Here is a 26,662-nt window from a genome sequence, read left to right as displayed (position 1 = left end):
ATAACCATTATTATGCCATAAATGAATCGGATTCCCGTATAGCAAAATTGAATGATTTAATAACAACCGTAGCCGTCAGGGTAAAAGTATGTAGCGTTGGGGATGTTAATACCAAAACTGATGACATATCTGAATGAATTGACTCCGGAAGGGTTATCATAAAGCATATGTATGAAGTCTTTTTTACCATCTTTATTGATATCACCGATCGCAACACCACCATCCTGTGCTTGTTGACTGAGAATCTTAGTATACTGGCCAGGGGCTATGCCATTTAAATCCCCTACAGCGGTGATTTGTGTTATCTTAGTCCAGAAGCTATTGTTGATACCAGAACCCGGATGATCGATGTATGTACCAACAAGCTCCATATTGCCGTTGCTTCTCAGCACGCCGAGGTCAATTGAACCGCCCTGAGCAAGGCTACCATTGCCACCAATGGTCTGATAACCGGATCGCCATGTAGCAATACCCGTATTACTCAGGTTGAATCCAACTCTCACACGGCCGTAATAGCTTGGGCTGTTAACAGCACCTTCTACCGCCATTAACACCATATCAAGCGTTCCGTTGTTGTCAATATCACCTAATGCGATACCTGCACCGCTGGCATTATCATTTACACCTTGAACAGTGATGACATTAGACCATGATGCAACGTCTCCGTTAGCATTCAGGTTCCAGCCAATAAGATAACGGAAGTTGTTAAGACCACTTGGTGCATCATAAGCCATTAATACCAGGTCAGGCACACCGTTTTTATCAATATCCCCGATGGCAGCACCTGAACCCTCTGCGTCATTCATACCATTAGGTTTTGATTTAACAGACGTTTCATATGCTGGCTGTCCATTTGCGTTCAGATCCATAAGGAATTTGTAGTAGAATGTATTGGGACCAGCAGGGTCATCGTTTGCCATCAGCAGTACATCTGGCAATCCGTTTCCGTTAATGTCGGTAATTTTTATATCTGCTCCATCAGCTTCGTTGCCGAATCCCGCAGAAGTAAATGTTTTAATAGGAACTGCGTTGCTGGTAGAAACATAGGACGTCAGTTCAGTAGTTCCTGTCGTAGGATCGTAGGAATAAGTTTCTGCCTCAACATTGTATACATGACCACAGGACATCGGCTGAGTAAATGTTAAGGATGCAGAACCATTACTTACACCGGTTGTTCCAAGGTATACTTTTCTTCCATTATCTTCCCAGAAATACCAGTTAACAGTTGTATTTGGATACTGAGCTGTCGCAAGAAAACTGTAGTTAGTGTTGTTGATTGAAGTAACCTGCAATGTTGCACCCGAAAATATTGGATCTTTAGCAGTGGTGCCATCATTTGGTGCAATTCTGCCTGATTGCTGGTTTACAGTATCACCGGCACGCAGTGTGTTGACAATGCGCGTGTATTGGTCGGCAGGAATAGACACAACTGAATCACTGGAAATAACGACCTCCGGAATGTAGTTAATTGGGTGAACGTCTGATTTAGAGGATTGCTTTTCTTGTTTTTGACAGGAAAACATACACAAGCCCAATACCATTATAGGCAGATAGGGACGGATTTTTTTCATGATTTGGATGTTTAAAAAATGATTAACAAATTGAATATTAATGATTAGTATGTTATTGGAGGAGCCGTTGGATATGAGTTAACTAACTATCACCATGAGCAATAGTATCCATACTGCTTTGGGTACAATTGGTATAGCTATTTTCAGTTGTGATGTGGTGTTATTAAAATATACAGTGGTATTGGGTCATTTCATACAACGGTCAGGAATGTATTTCAATGTTTTTGATCAATATAATTAGAATAGGATATAAGCACTTTTTAAATGAGTGTTACTTATTTTCAACCAGATAACTACGTATCATAGCAGGATGTAATTTTCCTTTGATAGGCTCATCTTCACGAATATCAAGTACTACTTTCGAGTTTTTGATATTGAATGGTGGCTGGTCAATAAAGACACCGGAAAATGACCTGGATCTGATATGTGGACCGGGGATTTTGTCATAATTAGGTACGACATCATCGCCTATCAACACGTGTTCGGTTATTAAAACATATTTAAAGGCTTTTAATTTACCAAGTATTTTCGTTATCTGGTCATTACTCAAATGCTGAAGTACCTGCCTTATCGTTACCAGATCTGCTTTTGGTAGTTCGTCGTCTACCGCATTGAGCTCCATAAACTGAATCCTGGCATTAGCGAATTTCTCCTGATTACGTTTAATCAGGTCAGGCACCACATCAGCGCCGGTGTAGTTGATATCCACCTTCTCCACCACCTGAGACATGACACGAAAATCACCACATCCGATATCTAACACAGACTGGATGTTTTTCTCCTTAATCAGGGATTCTACAAGATTTACATATAATGGAATATTGGGGCTATAGGTACCGTCTCCAGAATAGAACTCTCCTGGTTCACCGCCCCAGTCATTATTTTTGTAGATGTCAGAAAAAATTTCTTTGACGGATTGTTTCTTGAGTTTCCAGAAGTAACGTTCTCTATACCAGAAATATATTCTACGAAGAAGTGAATGTTGTTTCATAATTTATACGGCAGGCGAATATATGCACTTTCCATGACATGTATTGACAGTATTTCTAAAAACTTGTTGTGATTACTCTTCAAAAGTAGCTGCTTACTACGCATTGAATTAGCGTATTCAGCCGTTATACTCAAAATATGCAGTATTCCATGACACCCCACATTTTGTTACAACAAAAGCCGATTCGGTTAGGCCCCCCACTACAAGACATGCCAACTTTGTACCCACAAAACATGAATACATGAAAAAACTGATCTCCATCTTAAGCATCGCTATCTCATCCATCTGCCATGGACAACAGCACAATACGTACCTTTTCGTTCCTGGCGCCTGGGATGGGGGCTGGGACTACGCAAAAGTGGACGCTATTTTAAGCGCACACGGAAACGTCGTTTATCGTCCTACACTTACCGGACTCGGAGAAAGGGTCCATCTGGCAAACCCAGGCATCAACCTGACCACCTATATCAATGACATCAAAAACCTTATGCAATTTGAAGACCTGCATAATGTCATTCTCGTAGGACACAGTTACGGTGGAATGGTGATTTCCGGTGTAGCAGAGCAGGTGCCCGACCGCATTAAACAACTCATTTATCTGGATGCTATGGTACCCAATGACGGAGAAAGCGCTAAAGATGTATGTGGTGATCTGTGGGCGCCCATGACCCAGGGAAATATCAGGGATGGCATGGTACTTTATCCCTTTGGAACTACTCCAAAAGATGTTCCTCAGCCACTTAATACTTTTACGGAGCCGGTAAAACTAAGCAATCCTCTTGCCCGGAAGATCCCTGCGGCATTTGTCCAGATGACCAAAGACGGGAAAGGAAGTCCCGCTCATGATAAAATGGGTCTGTTAAGAGCAAAGGAAAGAAATTGGAAAATTTATTCTCTCGAAGGCGGACACTACGCCATGCGCGAACAACCGGAAAACCTTGTTAAAAAGCTGGAAGCAATCACGGAGCATTAATTAGTAACTTAGGGTATGGAAAAAAAGGTGGTCCATAGTATAAAAACAATCAGTGAATACCACAAGGTGATGGGACTTCCCAAACCTGAACATCCACTGATCAGCGTGGTAGACTATGAGTCTGTCACGCTGCCCTGTAAAGCCAGTATGAGCTTTATTTTTGATTTTTACACGATACTGCTGGATAAGGAATTTAAAGGCAATATGAAGTATGGGCAGCAGTCCGGAGACTTTGAAGAAGGCGTCATGTTTTTCATGGCCCCCGGACAGGTATTCGAAGTAGAGCTGCTGAGTGCGGACCCGATCGACCGCTCCGGTTGGATATTACTTATTCATCCGGACTTTCTCTGGAAAACGCCGTTGTCAAAATCAATCCGCCAATACGAATATTTCGGTTATTCAGTCAATGAAGCATTATTCCTCTCTGATAAGGAACAAAGATCCATTCAGGGCATTATGGAAATTATGGCGCAGGAATATAAAAACAACATTGACAAATTCAGTGAGGCGGTCATCCTCGCGCAACTTGAATTACTGCTGACCTACGCCGACAGGTTTTATCAACGTCAGTTCATTACCCGCAAAAAGTCAGGTCATTTTATGCTTGAGCGCCTGGAAAATCTGTTGGATGAGTATTTCCATCAGGAACATCTTTCAACCAGGGGTATTCCAACTGTGCAGTACATCGCTTCATCCCTCAATGTCTCACCGGGTTATCTGAGTAGCTTACTGAAACTACTGACAGGAAAGAGTACACAGCACTACATCCAGGATAGGGTCATTGAGCATGTGAAAGAACAGTTGTCAACAACTGAACGCTCTGTAAGTGAAATCGCATACGTGCTGGGGTTTGAGCATCCACAATCTCTTAGCCGCCTGTTCAGGGCAAAAACTAATTTATCACCACTGGAATATAAAAAACAATTAGGCGCCTCGAACTGAGGCGCTTTCTTACAACTTTCAGGAAGAAATGTCTGACGAGGCATTAACCTGTAAATGCTGCAGATCACTTAACAGGATGTTTAAAATATGTACACAAATACCGGTTTACGCTGTAGTAAGCGGAGCTTCTGTTACTTTTGGTTCCGTACGGGTACCACTGTACAATTCATATTCCAGCAGGCGGCAGTCAATAGTACTGCTATAAAACTCTATACGTCGTTTAGCTTTCAGGCCGATCTTTTTGGCTAATTCAAGATTACCGGTAAATACATAGCCAAAATAACCACCGCATTTTTGTTTCATAAAGTCACCAATACGACTATATGTTTCTTCCAATACCATTATTTCATTTGATCGCTCGTCGTATTCAGGATTGACATAAAAGACACCGGGCACACCAGGAGGTACCTTTGTGGCAGTAAAATCACAGACAGCAAATTCTATCAGCTTGCCCACACCGGCTGCCACAGCATTCTTACGGGCACTCTCAATGGCTTTTGTACTGTGATCAGTAGCAATAATTCGAAGACCCGGTACTTCTTTGATCTGCTCTTCAAGCCGGGCATCCTCTTGCTGGTATACCTGTATATTATAACCCCGCAGGTGCATGAAACCATAGTTGGTCCTGAACAGACCAGGTCTGCGGTTAGTCGCGATCATTGCAGCTTCAATAGCAACAGTACCGGAACCACACATAACATTCACAAATGGGCTCACCCTGTCCCAGCGGGAAGCATAAATGGTTGCAGCAGCCAGTGATTCCAGCATCTGCGCAGGGCCGGATATTGTACGGTACCCATGACGGGCCAGTGAATCCCCCGACGTATCAATAAATATTTCGGCATGCTCATCTTTCCAGAACAAATGGATCACAGCGCCCGTTAAGGCTGCGCCGGTAGAGGGACGTTTTCCTGTTTTTTCACGCATCCTGTCAATGATGGCATCCTTCACGCGTAGATTGGCATACATGCTGTTATTGATGCTTTCGTTGCTGACATTGCTGGTAATAGAAAAGTAACCGTCATCAGGTAAGATCTCTTCCCAGGGATACTGGTGAATATTATTGTACACATCATCCGCATTACCTGCGTCAAAAGATTGAAGACTATATAACACCTGACTGGCGCAACGGAGATTCAGGTTGAGCCTGATACATTCATTTACTGTTGCTTTTAACCTTACACCAGTAACAAAAGTTTCTGTCTGGTCAAAGCCAAGATCCTTTATCTCCTGTTCCAGATAAAGTGCGTTTCGCTTATGACAGGTGATGGTAACAGCCCCAGGGGTGGTATAAATATTCATATTGTACGAAAGTAAAATTTCAGGTTGCTTGTAAAAAACAGAAAGGAAATACAAGCCGACGAAAGATGACGAGATCGATAAAGTTGAGATAAAAAAAGAGGCTACCAATTTGATAGCCTCTTTTATTTTTGTGAACCGGAATGGATTCGAACCATTGACCTACTGCTTAGAAGGCAGTTGCTCTATCCAACTGAGCTACCGGTCCGTTTTCCAAATTTTTGCCATACATTAGCGTTTCATTTGGGAGTGCAAATCTATGTAAAAATCCATTAATTCAAAATAAATTTTAAAAAAAAATATGGAGGTCAAAATTGAACCCAGTTGGAAGGAGGTCCTCAAAGACGAATTTCACAAAGCCTATTTCGAACAAATTGTCATGGCACTCAAGCATGAAAAAGCCGTAGGAAGTACTGTTTATCCTCCTGGAAACCTGATTTTCAATGCATTCGAGCATACCCCCTTTGACAAGGTAAAGGTCGTTCTCCTGGGCCAGGACCCCTATCATGGTCCCAATCAGGCCCACGGATTATGTTTTTCTGTACAGGATGGTATCAAGCCCCCGCCATCCCTCGTAAATATCTATAAAGAGATGAAAGAAGATCTGGGTCTGCCCATCCCGCAGGGAGGCAACCTGACCAAATGGGCCGATAATGGGGTGCTGCTACTCAACGCTATGCTCACTGTAAGGGCAAACGAGCCCGCTTCTCATAGTAAAATAGGTTGGGAGAGCTTTACGGACTCCGTGATCCGGAAAGTGTCTGATTTGAAGGAAAACGTGGTATTTATCCTTTGGGGACGTTTTGCACAGGATAAACAGGTTTTGATCGACGCTACCAAACACCATATCCTGAAAGCAGCCCACCCGTCGCCTTTTAGTGCAGATAAAGGCTTTTTTGGATGTAAACACTTCTCAAAGGCTAATGAACTGCTGTCTAAAGCTGGTATCGAACCGGTGGACTGGCGTTTATAGTCTGCGGGTATAAGATAAAAACAACAAAGGCCTCGCCGGATGGCGGGCCTTTGTGTTTTGTTTACGTGTACTGGTGTAGGTTCAACTATTCTTCTTCTGCACTGTTTTTCATCTTCATCAACAGTGCATATGCATTTTTAGTAACAAGTCTTGTCGATTCTGTAATACCTGGTGCTGAAAACTGCTCCTTTCCCTCATATACATTCCCCGGGGTCACAGCGACCATTTTAAACAGGTTGTTGCCTTTATCCTCAAAAACATAGAACTTATTCTCCCAGCGTACGATCGCCGCTTCACTCACCGTCAGGGCCGTCACATTGTTGACCACTACTTCCGCATTCATGAACATACCGGGCAATAAAGAAGCGTCAAACTGCTTAAAATGACAGTGAATGGTCGCCATACGTTCTGCATCCAGGTTTTTGCTGATAAGCAGGATTTCCGCCTCATATTTCTTGTCAGGGTGCTCGTTGGTATATGCAATCACCTGCTGGCCAATAGAGAGCTTATTGACGTCCTTTTCGAATACTGTGAGGGATAGATGGATATCGCTGGGATCCACCAGCTCAAACAACACATCCGTAGGAGAGGTGTATTTCCCGATATTCACATTCACTTTTGCCACAAACCCATTGATAGGAGAGTAGATATTGACGCTTTTAGAGATATTCCCTGCATGTAAATGGGTCGGATCTATCCCGATCAGCTCCAGTTTACGGCCCAGCGCCTGCATGGTAATACGCTGACTTTCCATCTCTGCCTTCGCCAGCTGGAATACCTTATCACTGCTGGCTTTACTGGCATTCAGCTCCTGCTGACGCTTATATTCTGTCTCCGCAAAGCTGAATTTTTCCTTCGCCAGCAGATAATCCTGCTGTAACTGGATGAACTGCATATCTTCCAGTACACCCAGTACCTGCCCCTTGCGGACATGTGTACCTGGCAACAGGTCCGTTCTTTTCAGGTAACCTCCCAATGGAAAGCTGACGCTGACAGTACTCTGTGGGGGTACATCGATCGTACCCTGTAAACGCAGTGTACCGTTGACAGCTGCTGTGGAAGGCGTACCGATCTCGATGCCGGCGTTTTTGATCTGGTCCGGCGTCAGACTAACAGCGCTGCTGTCATCTGTTGCTGGCGCAGCCCCGGTAGCTGCTGGTGCTTTGGAGGCTTCATGACTGCTACACGCAGCCAGGAAAAGGACATATAAAAAGAGATATTTGTGCATGTCTTGTTGAATTAGCTATTTTGTAGTTTCAGTACCTGTATGACAGACTGGTTATAGTTGTTCAGCATATCGAGATATTCATTCCGGATGCCAATGGCCTGGTCCACCAGGATCACCCATTGCAGATAATCGATCTCTCCGCCTACAAATTGTTTATCGGCTGTTGTAATGATGGCCGCCGCATTCTCCAGCCCTTTCGTCTGGTAGTATTGCAGACTCGCCGCATACTTCCGCAGCTGTATCTGTGCATTCTGCCATTCCGTTTGCGTCTGTAAAAGGGCATAGTCTGTCCGCTGACGCGCCAGTTGCCAGTCTACCTGTGCAGCCGCTGCCCTGGACCGCTGTGTGCCAAAGAACAACGGAATATTGATGCCCGCATTCACATAACTGAAACGCTTGCTGTTATCATAAAATACCTCCTGCCCATTCACGTTTTGCAGCCCGTTAATACTCTGGTTGTTATAACCCACAAAGAAGTCCGGTAATAATTTTGACTTCTCCGTCCGCCAGCGCCATTGCGCAGCGGCTGAAGCATGTTCCAGGGATTTGATCTGTGGCAGCTGACTGAAAGCGGTATCCGCCACCGTATTATACACCAGCCGGATACTGTCCGGAGATGGCTGATACGTAATACTATCACCCAACAGCAAATTGAATTGTTTTGTCGTCATCTGTATATCTGAAGACAACATCTCCAGTTGGTTCGCAATCTGCTGCCGGTGAGATACGGCTGTCGTCTGTTCCAGTATGTTCGTTTCGCCCGTTTTAAAACGCAGGGTGGCTTTTTCTTCGAATAAACGATAGATACTGTCCGCGTACTGCAACAACTGTTGCTTTTCATACAACCATACCCAGTCATAAAACACCTTCCGGACATTCGCACGGATATCCTGCTCAGCTAATTGCGTCTGTGCCTGTGCTGCCAGATAGTTTTCTTTTAAGGCTTTTTTCTGATGACCATAGACTGTTGGAAAACTCAACGCCTGTGTAATACCAAAGCGGTTATCATTGTTGATACTGTTGATCTTTCCGTAGTCGGCATTTAACTGTGTTTTAGGAAGATCTACACCGGTCCTTTGCCGCATGCTTTCTGCTTTCTCATTCAAACGGGCATTCGCAGCCTGCATGTTATGTTGCATCGCAATGTTGATGGCTTCCTGTAATCCTACCGGACGCTCCTGTGCCTTTGCAGCAGGAATGCTCAGGAATAAGATACCCGCGATGATCACGGTCTTATTCACAGTCACTTTTTTCTTTCCTTCAAATAAGAGATACAACGCCGGTAATACAAATAAGGTCAGCAGGGTCGCCGTCAGTAATCCACCGATGACCACAGTTGCCAGTGGTCGCTGTACTTCTGCTCCTGCACCATCGCTCAGTGCCATTGGCAGGAAACCTAAAGAGGCTACCGCAGCGGTCATCAGTACCGGCCGCAGACGGTTACGGGTACCCTGCATCACCAGTTCCAATGTATCAGTGATACGTCCTTCGCTTTTGATACGATTAAATTCAGAAATCAATACAATACCATTTAGTACGGCTACGCCGAATAATGCAATAAATCCGACACCGGCAGAGATGCTGAAAGGCATGCCGCGTATCGCCAGTGCAAATACACCCCCGATAGCAGATAAGGGGATCGCTGTGTAGATCAGTGCTCCTTCTTTCACAGAAGAAAAGGCAAAGTATAACATCGCAAAAATGAGCAGCAGCGATACAGGCACCGCAATACTCAGGCGTTTTTTCGCCTGTTGCAGATTCTCAAAAGCACCGCCATAGGTAAGGGTATAACCTGGTTCGAGTTTTATTTTACTGTTGATCTTATGCTGTAATTCTTCTACGATGGACTGTACATCCCTTCCTCTCACGTTAAAGCCGATTGTAATTCTGCGTTTGGCATTCTCACGCTGGATCTGATTCGGTCCTTCTATTTCATCAATAGCCGCTACCTGGTACAATGGGATCTGGTTGCCGGTGGAGGTAGCGACCATCAGGTTACGTACATCCTCAATGTTACGGCGGCCTTCATTGCCCACTCTCACTACCAGGTCGAATCTTTTTTCACCTTCATAAACCTGTCCGGCAGCAGCGCCTGCAAAGGCTGCATTCACCGTACGGTTCACTTCATCGATATTCAGCCCGTATTTCGCGATCTCATTTCTGTTATAACGGATCACCACCTGTGGCATACCGGTTACTTTCTCCACATACCAGTCCGCAGTACCTTTTACGGTCTTACTGATATTGCCGATCTGTTCCGCATATTTCGCCAGCTGATCCAGGTCTTCTCCGAATACCTTACACACCACATCCTGCTTGGCGCCCGTCATCAGTTCGTTGAAACGCATCTGTACGGGGAACTGGAAGCCCATCGTCACACCAGGGATCGCATTCTGCACCACCGCGGACATTTTATCTGCCATCTCCTGGAAGCTTTTCGCACTGGTCCATTCAGATTTATCTTTCAATACAATGATCATATCTCCACCTTCGATCGGCATAGGATCTGTCGGTATTTCCGCACTACCGATGCGGGATACGATCTTCTCTACTTCCGGGAATTTAGATTTCAGCAAACCAGAGATCTGCTGGAAAGTGGTAATCGTCGTACTCAGGTTCGTACCGATCAGTAACCTTGTTTCTACGGCGAAATCGCCTTCTTCCAGTTGCGGAATGAATTCACCTCCCATTCTGCTGAATATGACTATCGCCAGTGCAAATAAGCCGAAAGCAAAAGCCACGAGCGTCTTACGTATGCGTAAGGCCCTGGCCAGTGCTTTCTGATAGATCCGCTCCAGCTTATCCATTACACGGTCTGAAAGGTTTGGTTGATGTGTGAGTTTCTTACTGATAAATAAAGAACTCACCATTGGCACATAGGTTAAGGACAGGATAAAGGCCCCCATAATGGCAAACGCGACGGTTTGTGCCATTGGTTTGAACATTTTACCCTCGATGCCCTGCAGGGAGAGAATAGGCAGATAAACGATCAGGATGATGATCTGTCCGAATACCGCCGCATTCATCATACGGGAAGAAGAACCGGCTACTTCCGCATTCATTTCCTCCTGCGATAACTTGTCTATATGCTGATACTTTTTAGAGAAGTGCAGGTGATGGAGGATCGCTTCCACAATGATCACTGCACCGTCTACGATCAGCCCGAAGTCCAGTGCTCCAAGGCTCATGAGGTTACCGCTCACGCCAAAGGTGTTCATCATAATGATGGCGAACAGCATGGATAAAGGGATAACAGATGCTACGATCAGTCCTGCCCGCAGGTTACCCAGGAAGATCACCAGTACAAAGATCACGATCAGCGCACCTTCCAGCAGATTATGCTCTACGGTGCCGATCGCATTGTTCACCATTTTGGTACGGTCCAGGAAAGGCTCTATACGCAGTCCTTCCGGTAACGTTTGCTGGATCTCAGCAATGCGTTGTTTCACATTCCGGATCACTTCAGAGGAGTTTTCCCCTTTCAGCATCATCACGATGGCCCCGGTCACTTCACCGGTATTATTATAATTAAGCGCCCCGTAACGGGTAGCAGCGCCCATTCTGACACTGGCTACGTGCCGGATCAATACAGGTACGCCGGCAGAAGTATTTTTTACGACGATATTCTCGATATCTGAAATGCTGCCCGCCAGCCCCTCACTACGGATATACATCACGGTCGGCCCTTTCTCTATATAGGCACCGCCGGTGTTCTGGTTATTGGTCTGTAATGCAGTAAAGACGTCATTGATGGTCAGTCCCAGTGATTTTAACTGATAGGGATTGATAGCGACCTCATATTGTTTTAACTCCCCGCCAAAGGTGGATACATCTGCCACGCCTTTTGTACCCAGCAGCTGTCTTCTCACCAGCCAGTCCTGTATGGTACGCAGGTCTGCAAGATTGTATTTGCCTTCATAACCGGGCTCCGGCCGTAACACATACTGGTAGATTTCCCCCAGACCAGTAGAAACTGGGGCCAGTTCAGGTTTTCGGGCATTCTCTGTGATCTCGACCTGTTGCAGTCTTTCTGTTACCTGCTGGCGGGCCCAGTAAATGTCCGCGTCGTCTTCAAATACTACACTGATCAGTGACAATCCGAATCGGGACAAACTGCGGCTTTCCTTGAGATGCGGAATGTTGCTGATAGCCTGTTCAATGGGAAAGGTGATCTGTCTTTCCACATCCTGTGCACCTAAAGCGGGTGCGGTTGTAATAATCTGTACCTGGTTGTTGGTGATATCAGGTACGGCGTCAATTGGCAGACGGGTCACTTCAAAGATGCCATAGATGATCCATAGCAGCATGAATAACCCAATTACCAGTTTGTTTTTAACTGAGAACTGAATGATCTTATCGAGCATGATTTGCTGTTGAATAAATTGCTGGAAAGTTAATGCAGGACACTAACGGAGATAATCCCGCTGTATCAGGTCAACGCATTGAATAAATAAAATGTGGGCAAATCAGGCGCAGGGCGGTCTGAAAGGAGAAGTGAGGTTAGGATCCGGGTGATATTGGTCCTTATAAGCTGTAAATGTCCGTGGGAGGATCTGTTCTGCCGCAATGATCTGTGGTACAGCAGTAAAACGTACGATCAGTACCTGGTGGATATTGATATTGACTTTTTTGAATGGGAGCTGATTATCCCTGGCGTTGTCATTGTCGTCCAGGTCCTGTCCCCAGTAGTGCATAGCGAGAAATTCCAGCAGACTCACCTTCGGATCACGCTCCTGATGCTCCTTAAAGTGCTCAAACAGCACCGGCAGCTTCAGAAACTGATCCAGGGAAGTAGTTTCCACTGTCATAAATATTACCAGTATGTAAAGGCATACTTTTCTCACAGCGGCAAAATTAAACCATATGCCGGTTTATCCAAGGGCATAGATAAAAAATATGCCTGTATAAGGAGTTAATGTGATGAATGGTCTGACAATTGTACTGATCCTCTTATAATTATATTTTTTTTGACATGCAACAGGCATCAGACAATTCACTAAAGCTATTTATGGTGTTATTAGGGTCCAGAGCGAGGGGACGTAATGTGGAACAGCACGATTATTTCTTTGGAATTGCCGCCAGTCTGCGGGACCTGGTTCCCCGAATGAAGGCTTTCTGGCCGGAAGCAGGTAATAGCCTGCATATTGATGGGTGGCGCGAAGTAACCAGTGTAGACGGATATGATGTGACGATCATTCCCAGAACAGAGACCCTGATGCCCTCCACCAGGAAATTATTTTTTATTAACCTGGGTGGATATCAGTCCGGTAAACTGGAAGAACAACATTATACGCTGCTGACAGTACAGGATGACCGCACAAGCGCAATGAAGGCTGCTAAACGGACAGATTTCTTTAAAACGAATGCAATTGCTTCCATAAAAGGGGCGAATACGCACATTGATGAGAAATATGGGATAGATGTAGATGAGGTACACCGTATTGACGATCTGCTGGCCCCGGAAGAAACGGCCCATTATCAGATCCGGCTGACGCCTGCCGACAATAGCGCCATCGATGAAATCCATTTGGGATATTTTCAATTGAATAAGATATAAGTAGTCTGCAGATGATAGTGAACTATACAAGTGAAGGCTGGGAGATTATTACACAACGTGCCCATGGTATGTTGTCAGCAGCAATTGCATATAACTGGAATGATAATATAAAAACGTATCGCTGGCTGGAAACATTGATGGCGATAGCTGAACATGATGACGGACAGACAGAGCTCAACGGAGCGGATCTGCTTACTGCCTCAGGTGGTCCGGTGGATTTTAAGATGCGTGAGATAACAATAGATCATTGTATAAATACTATTAATCTTGCGCTTAGCAAGAGCAGCTACATAGCCTTACTTTGCTCGATGCACCTGGAATTTGTATGCGGGAAGAACTGTGATAAACGCGTAACAGCTTTTCTGAAAGAACAACAAAAGGAACGTGTGAAGTGGAGGCATCAGCTGAAAATGACATCCGCTGAGGCCGATAGGGACTATGCGCTGCTGGAATGGTGTGATGCCCTTTCATTGTTGTTGTGTCAACGTGAGAATCAGCCGGAGCACCGTGCGGTGGATATCAGCCGGGGACCTGATAAGAAGAAGTATCAGCTTATCCAGAAAGATGCGCATACATTAACAGTGCGCCCCTGGCCTTTCAAACCAGATCAGTTTCAGGTGCAATATGAAAAGCGATTATTGCCTGCGTTAGCGTATAAAAGTGCCGCACAGTTCAAAGAGGCATTACTGCTTGCGCCACTTGAGTTCAGGACCTGGATATTTGAAAAGTAAGTTTATGCTTTCCTGGATGACATATACTTCGCCAGCCATACAAATGAAGCAAATTCCCCGAGATAAATCAGCCGTAATAACACAGGTCGGTAAAATATACTGTTCCCTGTTGTGCTGCTCAGATAAATAAAACGTTCATTCATTTTTCTGACCAGCAGGGTCGGATTGACAAGCATCTCCAGTTCTGAAGATTCGTGCAGTCCGCCAGCGGCATGTATGTCCCAGCTTATTACCCAGCAGATATAACAACAAAGTCCGGCCAAAATAAAGAGGACCTGCTGGTTCGCATTCCTGGTATAACTCCGTATCCATTTAAACAGGAACACCAGCGCCAGTATAATAATGACGAATACTGTCAACGGTGTCCTGAATCTGGTATGTGCAGACGCCATTGCATAATAATGCCCTAATACGAAGGAAGACAATATACCAACGATAACCGCTACTGCTATTCTCCATTTTACTGATGCACCATTTGTTTTATATAATGTATCTGTTGGCATGGGTATTGATTTATAATAATCATTTATAATAAGAGGTAACAGCTTCCTGACCAGTATAGTTAGGTCCAGCCTGGTCATCAGCTCCTATGTATTCCCGTTCAAAACTGACCGCTCTTGGCCCTCTACAATGCAGCACTTTCGTTCTGGCATTGTATTGTATATCGTTTTGCCGGAAGATCTTTTTCAGATAATCTTTGCCGGCACCGGTGATGATCACACTATTCACATCGAAGTTACCATAGAACACACCGTTTTCGCTGATAGCTGCGAATATCTTTGATAATACAAGCAGTTTATCTCCCATATAGTGCAGGCCGTGTACACAGGTAATGAGATCGTATGGTGTTGATGGTTCCCAGCTGACAGCCGATTGTATAGCAAAAGATAAACAGTTAACACCGTCAGGTACAGGCCAGAACCCATCAATAAGATCCATACCACTTAACGCCGCCTTATCCTGTAACTGGTTCTTTGCCAGCTGACTGGCCGCCTGTATCAACGCTTTCCCCTGACCACAGCAGATGTCCAGCCATTTGACATAGCCATATTGCTGAATGTAAGCTGCCAGCAAGGCTTCCGGTTTGAACTTAAACTCCTGTTCATAACTATTGACGCCACTGGCATTACGCTCCCGGTTCATACGGTTATTGGCGACTATGGCAGAGGTGATTAACGCTGATTCAGATAACAGTTTCATGGACCTATCGTACTGATGCGGGGCAAATTTCAACCTATTTTCAGATATTTAAAACGCTGTGCATAACTAATTACAGATTCTTTATTACTGATTTCTTCATATTGGTGTCTTTTTTACATTTAAAGCACATGCTTTCTATTTCTGCAAAGGATTTTTTACTATCTTGTTCTCCGCCTGCTATCTTTAAATCAAGCACGGATGATGAAACGAATTCCACTGATATGTCTGACTTTTCTCGTCATGGCACTACAAGCCATGGCGCAATCCACTGAAATACAATACCTCTCCGGTACGGGGAGTGATCATACAGTGAACTGGCAGTTTTTCTGTACCGCTGGCAGCAATGCGGGTAAATGGACGACTATTCCCGTGCCTTCCTGCTGGGAGTTACAGGGCTTTGGTAAATATGACTACGGTTTTGCAAAAGACAGTCTCCGTGGAAAGGAGAGTGGCTTATATAAATATACCTTTCAGGTACCAGCTGCATGGAAAGGTAAAAAGGTGAATATCGTTTTTGAAGGCGTAATGACAGATGCCACGGTAAAAGTCAATGGTGTAGCTGCTGGTCCGGTACACCAGGGCGCATTCTATGCTTTTAAATATGATATCTCCTCCTTACTGCAATACGGCAAGGCTAAAAACCTGCTGGAAGTGAGCGTAGCAAAGCATTCTGCGAATGAGTCTGTCAATGCAGCTGAGCGCAGGGCGGATTTCTGGATCTTCGGCGGCATCTTCCGGCCCGTATTCCTGGAAGCCCTGCCGGCACAACATATTGAACTGGTGAAAGTGAATGCCACCGCAGCCGGTGTGTTACATGCGGATATGCAATTGCATGCTTCAACAGCTACACAGGTAACGATGCAGTTGTATGATAAAGAACACCGGAAAGTCGGTCCCTTACAGACAAAATCCATCAACGGTACTTCCCTGCAACTCGACGCAACCTATGATCATATACAGTTGTGGTCTGCAGAATCGCCAACACTATACACCGCTGAATTTTCTCTGCTGGATAATAATAAAATCATCCATACCATTCGCCAGCGGATCGGTTTTCGGACAGTTACCCTCAGACAACGCGATGGTATTTATGTCAATGGTGTCAAAATGAAATTTAAAGGCGTGAACCGCCATTCCTTTCGTCCTGAAAGCGGCCGTACAACCAGCAAGGCGATCAGTATAGCAGATGTGCTACTCATCAAAGAGATGAACATGAACGCCGTACGTATGTCCCACTATCCGCCGGATGCTCATTTCCTCGATGTATGCGATTCCCTGGGATTATATGTGATGGACGAACTGGCAGGCTGGCACGGGAACTATGATACCGAAACAGGTACGAGTCTGGTGAAAGAGATGCTCACACACGATGTGAACCATCCATCTATCGTTATCTGGGCGAATGGCAATGAAGGCGGACACAATAAAGCACTGGATCACCTGTTTCCGGAGCAGGACCCGCAACAACGTCCCGTCGTGCATCCATGGCAATTATTTAACGGTATTGAAACACAACACTACCGCGAATACAACTATGGCATCGCTAACTATGAAAATGGCAAAGAGATCGTCATGCCAACTGAATTTCTCCACGGACAGTTTGATGGTGGTCATGGTGCAGGTCTGGAAGACTATTGGGAAAAGATGTGGCATAACCCACTGAGTGCGGGCGGTTTCCTCTGGGACTTTGCAGATCAGGGCGTAGTGAGAAAAGACCTGCATGACTCCCTGGATACCGATCATCACAGAGGTGCAGATGGTATCGTCGGTCCGCATCATGAAAAGGAAGGCAGCTTTTTTACTATTAAGGAAGTCTGGTGCCCGGTTTATGTGGAAAGAAGAGTGATCACGCCTGCATTTGATGGCGTGCTACACGTTGAAAACCGCTACGCATTCACGAATCTGAATCAGTGCACCTTCTCAGCTACATTCGCCGGCCCTGCAACAAAACGTAGGGATTCAATTGCCATCACAGCGCCTGATGTGGCGCCACTGCAAAAAGGCCAGCTGCAAATACAGCTGCCTGCCAACTGGTCTTCTTATGATGTGCTTTACGTTACCGCCAGGGATAAAGATAAGCATGAGCTGTTTACCTGGAGTTTCCCTATTGTGACGCCTGCCCAGGTCGTTCAAAGATATATCGATACGGTCGGTAGCGGCGAAGTCTTATTCGAAGAAGCAGATACCCTCTGGACAGTAAGTTCTCAAAGCATCGTATTGACATTTAATAAACACAATGGTCTCTTAAAGAAGGTCCGTAATAATGGCCGGACACTTCCTTTCAATAACGGTCCCATTATTCAGGACGGGGAGAACAACTTTGCCGGTTTCACCCATCGCTATGAAGGAAAGAACCTGGTCATCAGTTCCACTTTTGACCGCAAACAAAGCTATAACACCCTCCAATGGACCATCTATCCATCCGGTATAGTGAAAATGATCGTGCGTTATTTTCCCGGCGCTTATTTTACCTCATTAGTGGGCATTAATTTCTCTTTTCCTGAGTCCGATATCCTCAGTGTTGATTATATGGGAGATGGGCCTTACAGAGTCTGGAAAAACCGTTTAAAAGGCACCCGTTTCGATACCTGGCACAAGGACTACAACAATACCGAAACAGGAGAGAGCTGGAACTACCCGGAATTCAAAGGATATTATGCCAATATGTATTGGTGCGATTTTCAGACATATCAGCAGTATATCAGGGTTTATACAGAGAATGAAGGCCTGTTCCTGCGCTTATTCACACCTGCCTGGAAAACAGACCAGTGGCATAACTATGAACCCATCTTCCCCGGTGGCGATATCTCATTTATGCAGGGCATCAGTAGTATAGGCACTAAAACCCAGCGAAATGAAACCACCGGTCCTATGGGACAGAAAAACATATTCTATGATTATGAGAAAGAACCGGAACGCGCATTACAGATCGTACTATACTTCGACTTCTCCGATAAGTAGACAGCATAGGATGATTGCGCTGTGATTTTACTTTAGATTCCATTTCGCATAATGCCATGTTATGAAAAAAACGATGCAATTTTTGCTGCTCTTCATGGGCTGCGTCCTCTTTGTTTATACCCGTCTGCATGCACAGCAGACTTCCGACAGCGCTTACAGACGACCACTGAAAACCGTACTGGCGGATGTTGAAAAGAAGTTTGGCGTACAGATCCGCTACAATGAAAAACTGGTCGCCGATAAATATGTCGCTTATGCCGACTGGCGATACCGGCCCACATTAGAAGCCACATTGGAAAATATCTTATCTCCGCTTGACCTGAAAGTGAAAAAAGACAAGGGCCTCTATAAGCTGAGTGAATACGAATACTACCGCTGGGCGGTATCCGATGGTTGGGCCGAACTGGATAGAATAGCTGCACAGTATAACAACCAACAGGAATGGGAACAACGCAAAGCACAGCTCAAACCCTGTCTGCTGGAAGCCCTGCAATTGGCACACCTGCCTGCTGCTCCTGCATCGGCTCCGATCATCACAGCAGAAAGAAAGTATGATGGCTATACCGTACGTAATATCGCTATCGAGATCTTACCCGGTGTATATATCAACGGCTCCTTATACAAACCGGCAAAATATAAAGGCAAAATACCCGTGATCCTAAATCCGGATGGTCACTGGCAACAACAACGTTATCGTCCCGACTGTCAGTACCGTTGTGCCGCACTCGCCCGTATGGGCGCCATGGCTTTTAGCTATGATCTCTTTGCCTGGGGAGAATCCCAGCTGCAATTTGAAGAAGCGGATCACCGTAAAAGTCTCTCCATGACCATACAGGCATTGAGTTCCGTACGTATACTGGACTACCTGCTTTCACTGAAAGATGCTGATACTTCCCGTGTCGGTATCACCGGTGGATCAGGTGCTGGTAGCCATACCGTACTGATGTCCGCAGTGGATGATCGTATTAAAGTGAGTGCTCCTGTGGTGGCCATCAGTTCTTATTTCTATGGAGGTTGTCCCTGTGAGAGTGGTATGCCGATCCATGGTTGTGGCAATCGTACCGACAATGTAGAAATCGCGGCCATGGCAGCGCCGCATCCGCAATTACTGGTGAGTGATGGTGGTGACTGGACCGATAAAACACCTGAACACGATTTCCCTTATCTGCAAAAGATCTATGGCTACTATGGTAAGACAGATAATGTCAGCAACGTACACCTGCCCACTGAAGGACATGACTTCGGTATCAATAAAAGAACCGCCGTCTACGACTTCATGGCAAAGTACCTTGGTCTGAACCGCGCGGCTGCTGATGAATCAAAGATCACTATTGAGCAGCCTGTTGCCATGTATGTATTCGGAGAAAAAGGAGAACGCCTGCCGGCAGGTGCAATCCATGGTTTCGCACAACTGGAAAAGGTCTGGAATCAGGCAATAACTACGGCACAATGAGGAAATGGTGGATCATCACTTGCTGTTGTCTGTGTGCCTTATCCGCAGATGCTGCGAATATCTATGTTGCCATTACCGGGAATGATCAGTACCCCGGTACCAGCGCACAACCAAAAGCAACTTTAAGCGCAGCTTTACAACAGGCAAGAGAATTAAGAAGACTACAGGACGCCTCCATACAAGGTGGTATACATATCATCATAAAAGGAGGAACCTACACATTATATGAACCGGTGTTTATCCGTCCGGAAGATGCCGGTACGCCGGAATGCCCCACTATCATTGAAGCTGCTGACGGCGAACATCCTGTATTCAGTGGTGGTATCCGTATCGGCGACTGGCGGCCGCTTAACAGCAACCGTAAAATATGGGTGGCGGATGTTCGTGCAGTTGGTAATGAAACCCTCGGTTTCCGCCAGCTCTGGGTCAATAATATAAAAGCTGTTCGCGCAAAAGATACCAATGGTGATAGTATGCGCCGCATCCTTTCCTGGGATCACCAGGCGGGTAGCTGCTGGATACCTTCTTCCCATCTCCGCGGACTCAACAAGGCTTCCGGACTCGAAATGTTTATTCATCAATGGTGGGCTATTGCGAATCTTCGTATTAAAAGTATGACTGTACAGAGTGATAGTACACTGCTGACTTTCCATCAACCGGAAAGTAAAATACAGTCCGCACATCCATGGCCTGCTCCCTGGATCTCCAAAGAATCAGGGAACTCTGCATTCTGGCTGACAAACGCCTTTACCTTCCTTGATGAACCGGGTGAATGGTATCTCGATACAAAAGTGCAACAGGTCTATTATATGCCCCGTCCGCAGGAAGATATGTCCCGTGCTGTTGTTACCGCGCCTGTATTAGAATCACTGCTCATCATACAGGGCACCATCGATCATCCTGTATCACATATCACCTTAAAAGGCATTGCATTTCAACATACTTCCTGGCTGCGTCCTTCACAAAAGGGACATGTACCCTTACAGGCAGGACTCTATCTGCTGGATGCCTATAAACTGGAAATACCCGGTACGCCGGATAAAAAAGGACTGGAAAATCAGGCATGGATAGGTCGTCCTCCGGCAGCGGTGGATGTGTCTTATGGTGATCATCTCACCTTCAGCGATTGCCGTTTCGAACACCTGGCTTCAACAGGCCTGGATTACCGTATCGGTTGCCATTATGATACCATCAGCGCAAATCTGTTTAAAGATATCGGTGGAACAGGTATTCAGCTGGGTATGTACTCAGATGAAGCCATGGAAACACACCTCCCTTATAATCCGCAGGACAGAAGGGCAGTATGTCGTCATATACAGGTGATGAACAACCTGGTCACAAACGTCACCAATGAAGACTGGGGTACACTGGGAATCAGCGCCGGTTATGTCAGCGATGTGACGATCGCACATAATGAGATCAATGAAGTTTCTTATACCGGTATCAGCGTTGGCTGGGGATGGACAAAGACCGATAACGTCATGCACAATAACAGGATTGTCAGCAATAAAATTCATCACTATGCCCGGCATATGTACGATGTGGCGGGTATTTACACTTTATCCGCTCAACCCGGATCTGTGATCAGTTACAATTATATCGACAGTATCTACAAAGCGCCATACGCACACATTCCAACACACTGGTTTTATCTGTATACAGATGAAGGCACTGCTTATTATACGGTAACACATAATTGGTGTCCGGCAGAGAAGTTCCTGCAGAACGCTAACGGACCTGATAATGTATGGGAAGATAATGGTCCGCAGGTAAACGATAGTACCAAACAAACTGCCGGACTGGAACCTGCTTACCGATATCTGCTGTCTGAAAAGGCAGCACCACATCCAACACAAGCGATCAATCAACATCATCAATAACGGACACGGATTATGAAAAACAACATGCTGAAAGCCTGCCCGCTGCTTATTACCTTATTTGTATTTTGTCAGGATATGCTGGCACAATCCCGCTCCACCTGGATCTGGTATCCCGGTGACTTCGAGATCTGGCTGAGTAATAACATGCAGAACCGTCGTACAGAGAGAAATACCTTCTATCCTGTATTCTGGAAATATGACAGTCATTATCCGCTGATAGATTTTCATAAGGATTTCGACCTGACTGCCCCTGAAGAAGTGAAGATCTATACAGAAGGTGCTTATAACGTTAAGATTGATGGCCGCGGATTAGAAGGCAATCCGCAACAGATCACCGTACCATCCGGTCATCACCGCATCAATATCAAAGTATTTAATCAGGCAAACGTACCGGCTATCTATGTAGCAGGTAAAACGATCGTGTCTGACAGCAGCTGGCTGGTCACCTTTGAAGATAAAGAATGGATTGACGAAACAGGTAAAGCCTCTGATGTGTCTGCGACCAAATGGCTGAACGCAGGTAGCTGGAACTTTGACCATTCGCAGGAACTACCCTCTGCCTGCAAACTACCGGTGACGCCACAATATGCTGTCAGCACAAATAGAAATAACGGTGGTACACTTGTAGATTTCGGAAAAGAAACCTTTGGCTTTATTCGCCTGCATGGTGTGCAGGGCACCGGTAACGTAACCTTATACTATGGGGAGAGTAAAGAGGAAGCGTTGAATGCAAAAGCTGCGGAGACCTACGATCTTTGCTCTTTCAGACAGCAGGCTAAAACAGATTCCCTGATGCCATCTTCCAAGGCATTCCGTTATGTCAATATCGTTACGAGTGGGGATGTAAAAGTAGATAGTATTTCCATGATGTACGAACATGCAGGGCTAAAGGAGAGAGGACAATTCCGTTGCTCTGATGAAGAAGTTAATCGTATCTACGATATCTCAAAATATACCTTCGAACTGAATACCCGCGAATTCTTTATCGATGGTATCAAACGTGACAGGTGGGTCTGGAGTGGTGATGCCTATCAGAGTTACCTGATGAACTACTACCTGTATTTTGATAATGCTACGGTATCAAGAACTATTCTCGCCTTACGGGGGAAAGATCCTGTGACCAGCCATATCAATACCATTATGGATTATACCTTTTACTGGTTCCTCAGTATATATGATTACTATCTCTATACCGGTGACCAGTCTTTTATTAAACAGTTCTACCCACGCATGCAGAGCATGATGGAATATTGTTTGGGCAGAAGAAATAAAGAAGGTCTGATGCAGGGTTTGTCCGGTGACTGGGTATTCATTGACTGGGCAGACGGACTTAGTAAAAAAGGGGCCATCAGCTTTGAGCAACTGTTGCTATGCCGTAGTCTGGAAACCATGGGACTTTGTGCTGATCTTGTTGGTGATAGATCTGATGCAGTAAAGTATCATCAATATGCCGCAACCCTGAAAAAACAACTCTTTGACCTGTATTGGAATCAGGATAAACAAGCCCTGGTGCATAGCATGGTAGATGGTCAGCAGACTGCCAACGTTACCCGTTATGCAAATATGTTCGCCATCTTCTATGACTACTTCAGCGCTGAACAAAAGAATGCCGTAAAACACTCCGTCTTACTAAACGACAGCATACAGAAGATCACCACGCCTTATATGCGCTTCTACGAACTGGAAGCACTTTGCGCCATGGGCGAACAGGATTATGTGCTGAAGGAAATGAAAGATTACTGGGGTGGTATGCTGAAACTGGGCGCTACCAGTTTCTGGGAAGTTTACAATCCCGCAGAAACTGGCGTGCAGCATTATGCGATGTATGGCCGTGCATTTGGCAGAAGTCTTTGTCATGCATGGGGGGCGAGTCCGCTGTATCTGTTAGGTAAATACTATCTCGGTGTAAAACCTACTTCTGCAGGATACAATACCTACACCATACAACCGGCATTGGGTGGATTACAATGGATGGAAGGAAAGGTGCCTACACCTAAAGGTGATATCGCACTTTATTGCAGCACAAAGGAAATGAAGATCACGACTGCTGCCGGTACCGGCTTATTGCGTTTTCGCAGTAAAACAAAACCAGTATGTAAAACGGGCACGGTAGTGAATAAGGGAGATGGCTGGTATGAAATGACGATGCAACCCGCCACCAGTTACGTAGTCAATTATCAGGTAGCTAAACCGGAACAAGGTACAAAAGCTAAATGAGGGCCTTCCGCTGCTGACTATTCAGCTACGAAGTAAACTATCAGTTGCCCGCATCGAAATTACATGCAGAAACTGAATAGCGTCTTGTTTCTCACCATTCAGTTATTTAGTAAACTATCAGGTGCCAAAACCGGAACAATATGCAAAAACCAAATAAAGTTCTCCTGTTGCTGACGATCCTTATGATAACGTGCGATATGTCATTCGCACAGAAAGGACTGATCAACACGAGCGGCAGCCCATATGCACGTCTGCATAGTATTGACATGGGCAGTGTACAATGGACAAAAGGCTTCTGGGCGGAGCGCTACGAAGTATGTAAAAACACTATGGTGCCTGCACTTTGGAAAACATACCATGATGCAGAGAAATGTCATTCCTTCAGGAACTTTGAAATTGCCGCCGGACTGGATACCGGTACCTTTGTCGGTCCTTCTTTCCATGACGGTGATTTCTACAAAACACTGGAGGCTGTAGCGGGCTTATACGCCGTTACCAAAGATCCTGCGCTGGACCGTATGATGGATGAAGCGATTGACGTCATTGCCAAAGCCCAACGAAAAGATGGCTACGTATATACCAAATCCATTATCGAACAACGACAAACCGGTAAGCAACACCTCTTTGACGATAAACTCAGTTTTGAAGCCTATAACTTTGGTCATTTAATGACTGCTGCCTGTGTTCATTACCGGGCAACCGGCAAAACCAGTCTGCTGGAGGTCGCCAAGAAAGCCACTGATTTCCTGATAGGGTTTTACGATACGATCAGTCCTGAGCAGGCCCGTAATGCCATCTGTCCATCTCACTACATGGGTATCATAGAACTCTACAGAACGACCAATGACAAGAAATACCTGGCACTTGCCCGTAAACTGATTGATATCCGCGGACTAACAGCAGGCACGGACGACAACTCCGATCGTGTTCCTTTCCGTGACATGAAAAGAATAGCCGGACATGCTGTAAGGGCTAATTATCTGCTGGCAGGCGTTGCAGACGTATACGCCGAAACCGGCGATACTTCTTTACTAGGTACTCTCAACCTTCTCTGGGACGACGTTATCAACAAAAAGATGTATGTCACTGGTGGTTGCGGTGCTCTTTATGACGGCGTATCCGTAGATGGTATTTCCTACAATCCTGACACGGTACAGAAGGTACATCAGTCTTACGGCAGAAATTACCAGTTGCCCAATCTATCTGCCCATAACGAAACCTGCGCCAATATCGGTAACCTGTTATGGAACCGCCGTATGCTGGAGCTGACCGGAGACGCGAAGTATGCTGATATAGTAGAACTCACGCTTTACAACAGTATCCTGAGTGGTGTGAGCATGAACGGAGAAGACTTTTTCTACACCAATCCCCTGGCAGCTTCCCGTGACTTCCCTTACCAGCTACGCTGGATGGGTGGCCGGCAACCTTACATCGCTTTATCCAATTGTTGTCCCCCGAATACTGTCCGCACTATCGCTGAAGTCAGCAATTACTTCTATAGTCTGGATGATAACGGTATCTATATCGATTTATATGGAGGTAATCAGCTCAAAACAACCCTCAAAGACGGCAGTACCCTCAGTCTGGAACAACAAACGGACTACCCCTGGGACGGCACAATTGATATTATCATCAAAGAAGCACCTGCCACCCCTTTTGACATTGCCCTGCGCATACCCGGCTGGTGTCAGCAGGCAGGCATTAAGATCAACGGCCAACCTGTCAGCCAGGCAATCGCACAGACAAACGCTCATTCATCCAATAAAGCAGGCACACAATCAGCCGACAGATCTCAAGTCCCATCATCAGCCCATTCGTCAACTCAATCAACATCTCAGCCGCTCACCCAATCTATCACCCCCGCTTCCTACTACAAGCTAAAACGCCAATGGACGCCTGGTGACAAAATCACCCTCACCCTCGACATGCCGGCCACCCTGATCACTGCCAATCCCCTCGTAGAGGAGACCCGCAACCAGGTCGCCATCAAAAGAGGTCCGGTCGTATACTGTCTTGAATCCCCTGATTTAAAAGACCAGTCCCTGGCCAACATCCTGATCCCTTCCAGCATCCACTTCCGGCCTCGCCCCATGCAAATCGCAAACGGGCGTATTATAGCCCTCGAAGGAGTTGCTCGCCTTATCCCTTCCAATAACTGGAATAAGGCGCTCTATCAGCCCCTGAATAACGATTCCCGCCCTCACACCATCACCCTGATACCTTACTACGCCTGGGCAAACAGAGGGCAGAGTGACATGAGCGTATGGCTGCCAGTGGGAAGGAATTAGGAATGAGGAATTAATAATTAGGAATTATTCCTAACAGGACGGATATAAGGACAAAAGTATGCCTGAGACAAAGACCGTAATCCGGTTAAGAAGGCAAAAGTGTTAAAAAAGTATAAGTGAAGAAGTCCGCCGGTTCCAGAGTCGTGAAAGCACTTCATCGACATACCTGCTTGTAACGTGTTCAGGTTGTCTTGTCCTGATATAGGTTTACGGTTTTGGTGAGATAATCCGTTTGAATTTTACAATATTAAAATATAATCCTGGAGAAGTTTTTTTTGCTGATTTTAGTCCTGGATCTGGTTGACAGTATCAACTGTTAATCCTGATTCAGGACTCTTTTTCTTTGTGTTTCGCCATCTTCTCACTAATTCTCCTTGTTTTGCATGTGCCTGATTTGG

The 26,662-nt window shown here is 45.6% G+C and carries 18 protein-coding genes and 1 tRNA gene; 10 read left to right on the top strand and 9 right to left on the bottom strand.

What is annotated here, in order from left to right:
- Positions 1-56: 56 nt before the first annotated feature.
- Entirely contained in the window at positions 57-1,571 is a 1,515-nt protein-coding gene (locus BMZ72_RS08765; protein WP_089807351.1) for an FG-GAP repeat domain-containing protein, read from the bottom strand.
- Positions 1,572-1,842: 271 nt separating this feature from the next.
- Entirely contained in the window at positions 1,843-2,562 is a 720-nt protein-coding gene (locus tag BMZ72_RS08760; protein ID WP_089807349.1) for a class I SAM-dependent methyltransferase, read from the bottom strand.
- 241 nt (positions 2,563-2,803) lie between these two features.
- Here BMZ72_RS08760 and BMZ72_RS08755 point away from each other — a divergent pair, with 241 nt between their 5' ends.
- Together BMZ72_RS08755 and BMZ72_RS08750 are read left to right on the top strand one after the other, a co-directional pair.
- Positions 2,804-3,535 (top strand): alpha/beta fold hydrolase, encoded by a 732-nt coding sequence (locus tag BMZ72_RS08755; RefSeq protein WP_089807347.1) that lies wholly within the window; start codon positions 2,804-2,806, stop codon positions 3,533-3,535.
- 15 nt (positions 3,536-3,550) lie between these two features.
- Positions 3,551-4,477 carry a helix-turn-helix domain-containing protein gene (locus tag BMZ72_RS08750; protein WP_089807345.1) on the top strand — a complete coding sequence of 309 codons (927 nt, stop codon included), beginning with the start codon at positions 3,551-3,553 and terminating at the stop codon, positions 4,475-4,477.
- Between the two features lie 105 nt (positions 4,478-4,582).
- Here BMZ72_RS08750 and BMZ72_RS08745 read toward each other — a convergent pair whose 3' ends face one another.
- On the bottom strand, positions 4,583-5,779 hold the full coding sequence (locus tag BMZ72_RS08745) for a THUMP domain-containing class I SAM-dependent RNA methyltransferase (RefSeq protein WP_089807343.1): 1,197 nt from the start codon (positions 5,777-5,779) through the stop codon (positions 4,583-4,585).
- A 131-nt stretch (positions 5,780-5,910) separates the two neighbouring features.
- Positions 5,911-5,984 (bottom strand) — tRNA-Arg (locus BMZ72_RS08740).
- Positions 5,985-6,077: 93 nt separating this feature from the next.
- Between BMZ72_RS08740 and ung the strand changes: the two genes are divergently transcribed.
- On the top strand, positions 6,078-6,749 hold the full coding sequence (gene ung, locus BMZ72_RS08735; RefSeq protein WP_089807341.1) for a uracil-DNA glycosylase: 672 nt from the start codon (positions 6,078-6,080) through the stop codon (positions 6,747-6,749).
- Positions 6,750-6,834: 85 nt separating this feature from the next.
- Here ung and BMZ72_RS08730 read toward each other — a convergent pair whose 3' ends face one another.
- The 3 genes from BMZ72_RS08730 to BMZ72_RS08720 form a co-directional block, all read right to left on the bottom strand.
- Positions 6,835-7,977 (bottom strand): efflux RND transporter periplasmic adaptor subunit, encoded by a 1,143-nt coding sequence (locus tag BMZ72_RS08730; protein WP_089807339.1) that lies wholly within the window; start codon positions 7,975-7,977, stop codon positions 6,835-6,837.
- A gap of 11 nt (positions 7,978-7,988) precedes the next feature.
- On the bottom strand, positions 7,989-12,341 hold the full coding sequence (locus tag BMZ72_RS08725) for a CusA/CzcA family heavy metal efflux RND transporter (RefSeq protein ID WP_089807337.1): 4,353 nt from the start codon (positions 12,339-12,341) through the stop codon (positions 7,989-7,991).
- Between the two features lie 102 nt (positions 12,342-12,443).
- Positions 12,444-12,821 carry a hypothetical protein gene (locus BMZ72_RS08720; RefSeq protein WP_143087650.1) on the bottom strand — a complete coding sequence of 126 codons (378 nt, stop codon included), beginning with the start codon at positions 12,819-12,821 and terminating at the stop codon, positions 12,444-12,446.
- A 128-nt stretch (positions 12,822-12,949) separates the two neighbouring features.
- Between BMZ72_RS08720 and BMZ72_RS08715 the strand changes: the two genes are divergently transcribed.
- The gene (locus BMZ72_RS08715; protein WP_089807333.1) at positions 12,950-13,534 is read left to right on the top strand and encodes a DUF1543 domain-containing protein; all 585 of its coding nucleotides are present in this window, start codon (positions 12,950-12,952) and stop codon (positions 13,532-13,534) included.
- An 11-nt stretch (positions 13,535-13,545) separates the two neighbouring features.
- Complete coding sequence (locus BMZ72_RS08710; protein ID WP_089807331.1) at positions 13,546-14,265, top strand: DUF3891 family protein; 720 nt, start codon at positions 13,546-13,548, stop codon at positions 14,263-14,265.
- A gap of 2 nt (positions 14,266-14,267) precedes the next feature.
- On the opposite strand, the gene BMZ72_RS08705 is transcribed toward BMZ72_RS08710, so the two are convergent.
- Both BMZ72_RS08705 and BMZ72_RS08700 read right to left on the bottom strand, forming a co-directional pair.
- Positions 14,268-14,768, bottom strand: a complete 501-nt coding sequence (locus BMZ72_RS08705; RefSeq protein WP_089807329.1) for a hypothetical protein — start codon at positions 14,766-14,768, stop codon at positions 14,268-14,270.
- 19 nt (positions 14,769-14,787) lie between these two features.
- Positions 14,788-15,465 (bottom strand): methyltransferase domain-containing protein, encoded by a 678-nt coding sequence (locus BMZ72_RS08700; protein WP_089807327.1) that lies wholly within the window; start codon positions 15,463-15,465, stop codon positions 14,788-14,790.
- Positions 15,466-15,663: 198 nt separating this feature from the next.
- Here BMZ72_RS08700 and BMZ72_RS08695 point away from each other — a divergent pair, with 198 nt between their 5' ends.
- From BMZ72_RS08695 to BMZ72_RS08675, 5 genes are all read left to right on the top strand, one after another.
- A complete protein-coding gene (locus BMZ72_RS08695; RefSeq protein ID WP_089807325.1) occupies positions 15,664-18,426 on the top strand; it encodes a glycoside hydrolase family 2 protein in 2,763 nt (920 codons plus the stop codon).
- A gap of 61 nt (positions 18,427-18,487) precedes the next feature.
- Positions 18,488-19,879, top strand: coding sequence for an alpha/beta hydrolase family protein (locus tag BMZ72_RS08690; protein WP_255373153.1), 1,392 nt, complete (start codon positions 18,488-18,490; stop codon positions 19,877-19,879).
- Complete coding sequence (locus tag BMZ72_RS08685) at positions 19,876-21,759, top strand: NosD domain-containing protein (protein ID WP_089807323.1); 1,884 nt, start codon at positions 19,876-19,878, stop codon at positions 21,757-21,759. Before BMZ72_RS08690 ends, BMZ72_RS08685 begins: the two co-directional genes overlap by 4 nt.
- A gap of 12 nt (positions 21,760-21,771) precedes the next feature.
- Complete coding sequence (locus BMZ72_RS08680) at positions 21,772-23,976, top strand: alpha-L-rhamnosidase-related protein (RefSeq protein WP_089807321.1); 2,205 nt, start codon at positions 21,772-21,774, stop codon at positions 23,974-23,976.
- Between the two features lie 140 nt (positions 23,977-24,116).
- Positions 24,117-26,264 (top strand): aceric acid hydrolase, encoded by a 2,148-nt coding sequence (locus BMZ72_RS08675; protein WP_089807320.1) that lies wholly within the window; start codon positions 24,117-24,119, stop codon positions 26,262-26,264.
- The last annotated feature ends 398 nt before the right edge of the window (positions 26,265-26,662 follow it).

Origin of the sequence: Chitinophaga sp. YR627 (assembly GCF_900114995.1) — a bacterium.
Classification (GTDB): Bacteria; Bacteroidota; Bacteroidia; order Chitinophagales; family Chitinophagaceae; genus Chitinophaga.
This window is presented reverse-complemented; position numbering and strand designations above follow the sequence as displayed.

Excerpts from the sequence above, each read along its gene's own strand:
- BMZ72_RS08675 (WP_089807320.1), top strand. The coding sequence starts at position 24,117 with ATGCAAAAACCAAATAAAGTTCTCCTGTTGCTGACGATCCTTATGATA.
- BMZ72_RS08715 (WP_089807333.1), top strand. The coding sequence starts at position 12,950 with ATGCAACAGGCATCAGACAATTCACTAAAGCTATTTATGGTGTTATTA.
- BMZ72_RS08710 (WP_089807331.1), top strand. The coding sequence starts at position 13,546 with ATGATAGTGAACTATACAAGTGAAGGCTGGGAGATTATTACACAACGT.
- BMZ72_RS08765 (WP_089807351.1), bottom strand. The coding sequence starts at position 1,571 with ATGAAAAAAATCCGTCCCTATCTGCCTATAATGGTATTGGGCTTGTGT.
- BMZ72_RS08685 (WP_089807323.1), top strand. The coding sequence starts at position 19,876 with ATGAGGAAATGGTGGATCATCACTTGCTGTTGTCTGTGTGCCTTATCC.
- BMZ72_RS08690 (WP_255373153.1), top strand. The coding sequence starts at position 18,488 with ATGAAAAAAACGATGCAATTTTTGCTGCTCTTCATGGGCTGCGTCCTC.
- ung (WP_089807341.1), top strand. The coding sequence starts at position 6,078 with ATGGAGGTCAAAATTGAACCCAGTTGGAAGGAGGTCCTCAAAGACGAA.
- BMZ72_RS08730 (WP_089807339.1), bottom strand. The coding sequence starts at position 7,977 with ATGCACAAATATCTCTTTTTATATGTCCTTTTCCTGGCTGCGTGTAGC.
- BMZ72_RS08725 (WP_089807337.1), bottom strand. The coding sequence starts at position 12,341 with ATGCTCGATAAGATCATTCAGTTCTCAGTTAAAAACAAACTGGTAATT.
- BMZ72_RS08700 (WP_089807327.1), bottom strand. The coding sequence starts at position 15,465 with ATGAAACTGTTATCTGAATCAGCGTTAATCACCTCTGCCATAGTCGCC.
- BMZ72_RS08695 (WP_089807325.1), top strand. The coding sequence starts at position 15,664 with ATGATGAAACGAATTCCACTGATATGTCTGACTTTTCTCGTCATGGCA.
- BMZ72_RS08705 (WP_089807329.1), bottom strand. The coding sequence starts at position 14,768 with ATGCCAACAGATACATTATATAAAACAAATGGTGCATCAGTAAAATGG.
- BMZ72_RS08680 (WP_089807321.1), top strand. The coding sequence starts at position 21,772 with ATGAAAAACAACATGCTGAAAGCCTGCCCGCTGCTTATTACCTTATTT.
- BMZ72_RS08760 (WP_089807349.1), bottom strand. The coding sequence starts at position 2,562 with ATGAAACAACATTCACTTCTTCGTAGAATATATTTCTGGTATAGAGAA.
- BMZ72_RS08750 (WP_089807345.1), top strand. The coding sequence starts at position 3,551 with ATGGAAAAAAAGGTGGTCCATAGTATAAAAACAATCAGTGAATACCAC.
- BMZ72_RS08755 (WP_089807347.1), top strand. The coding sequence starts at position 2,804 with ATGAAAAAACTGATCTCCATCTTAAGCATCGCTATCTCATCCATCTGC.
- BMZ72_RS08745 (WP_089807343.1), bottom strand. The coding sequence starts at position 5,779 with ATGAATATTTATACCACCCCTGGGGCTGTTACCATCACCTGTCATAAG.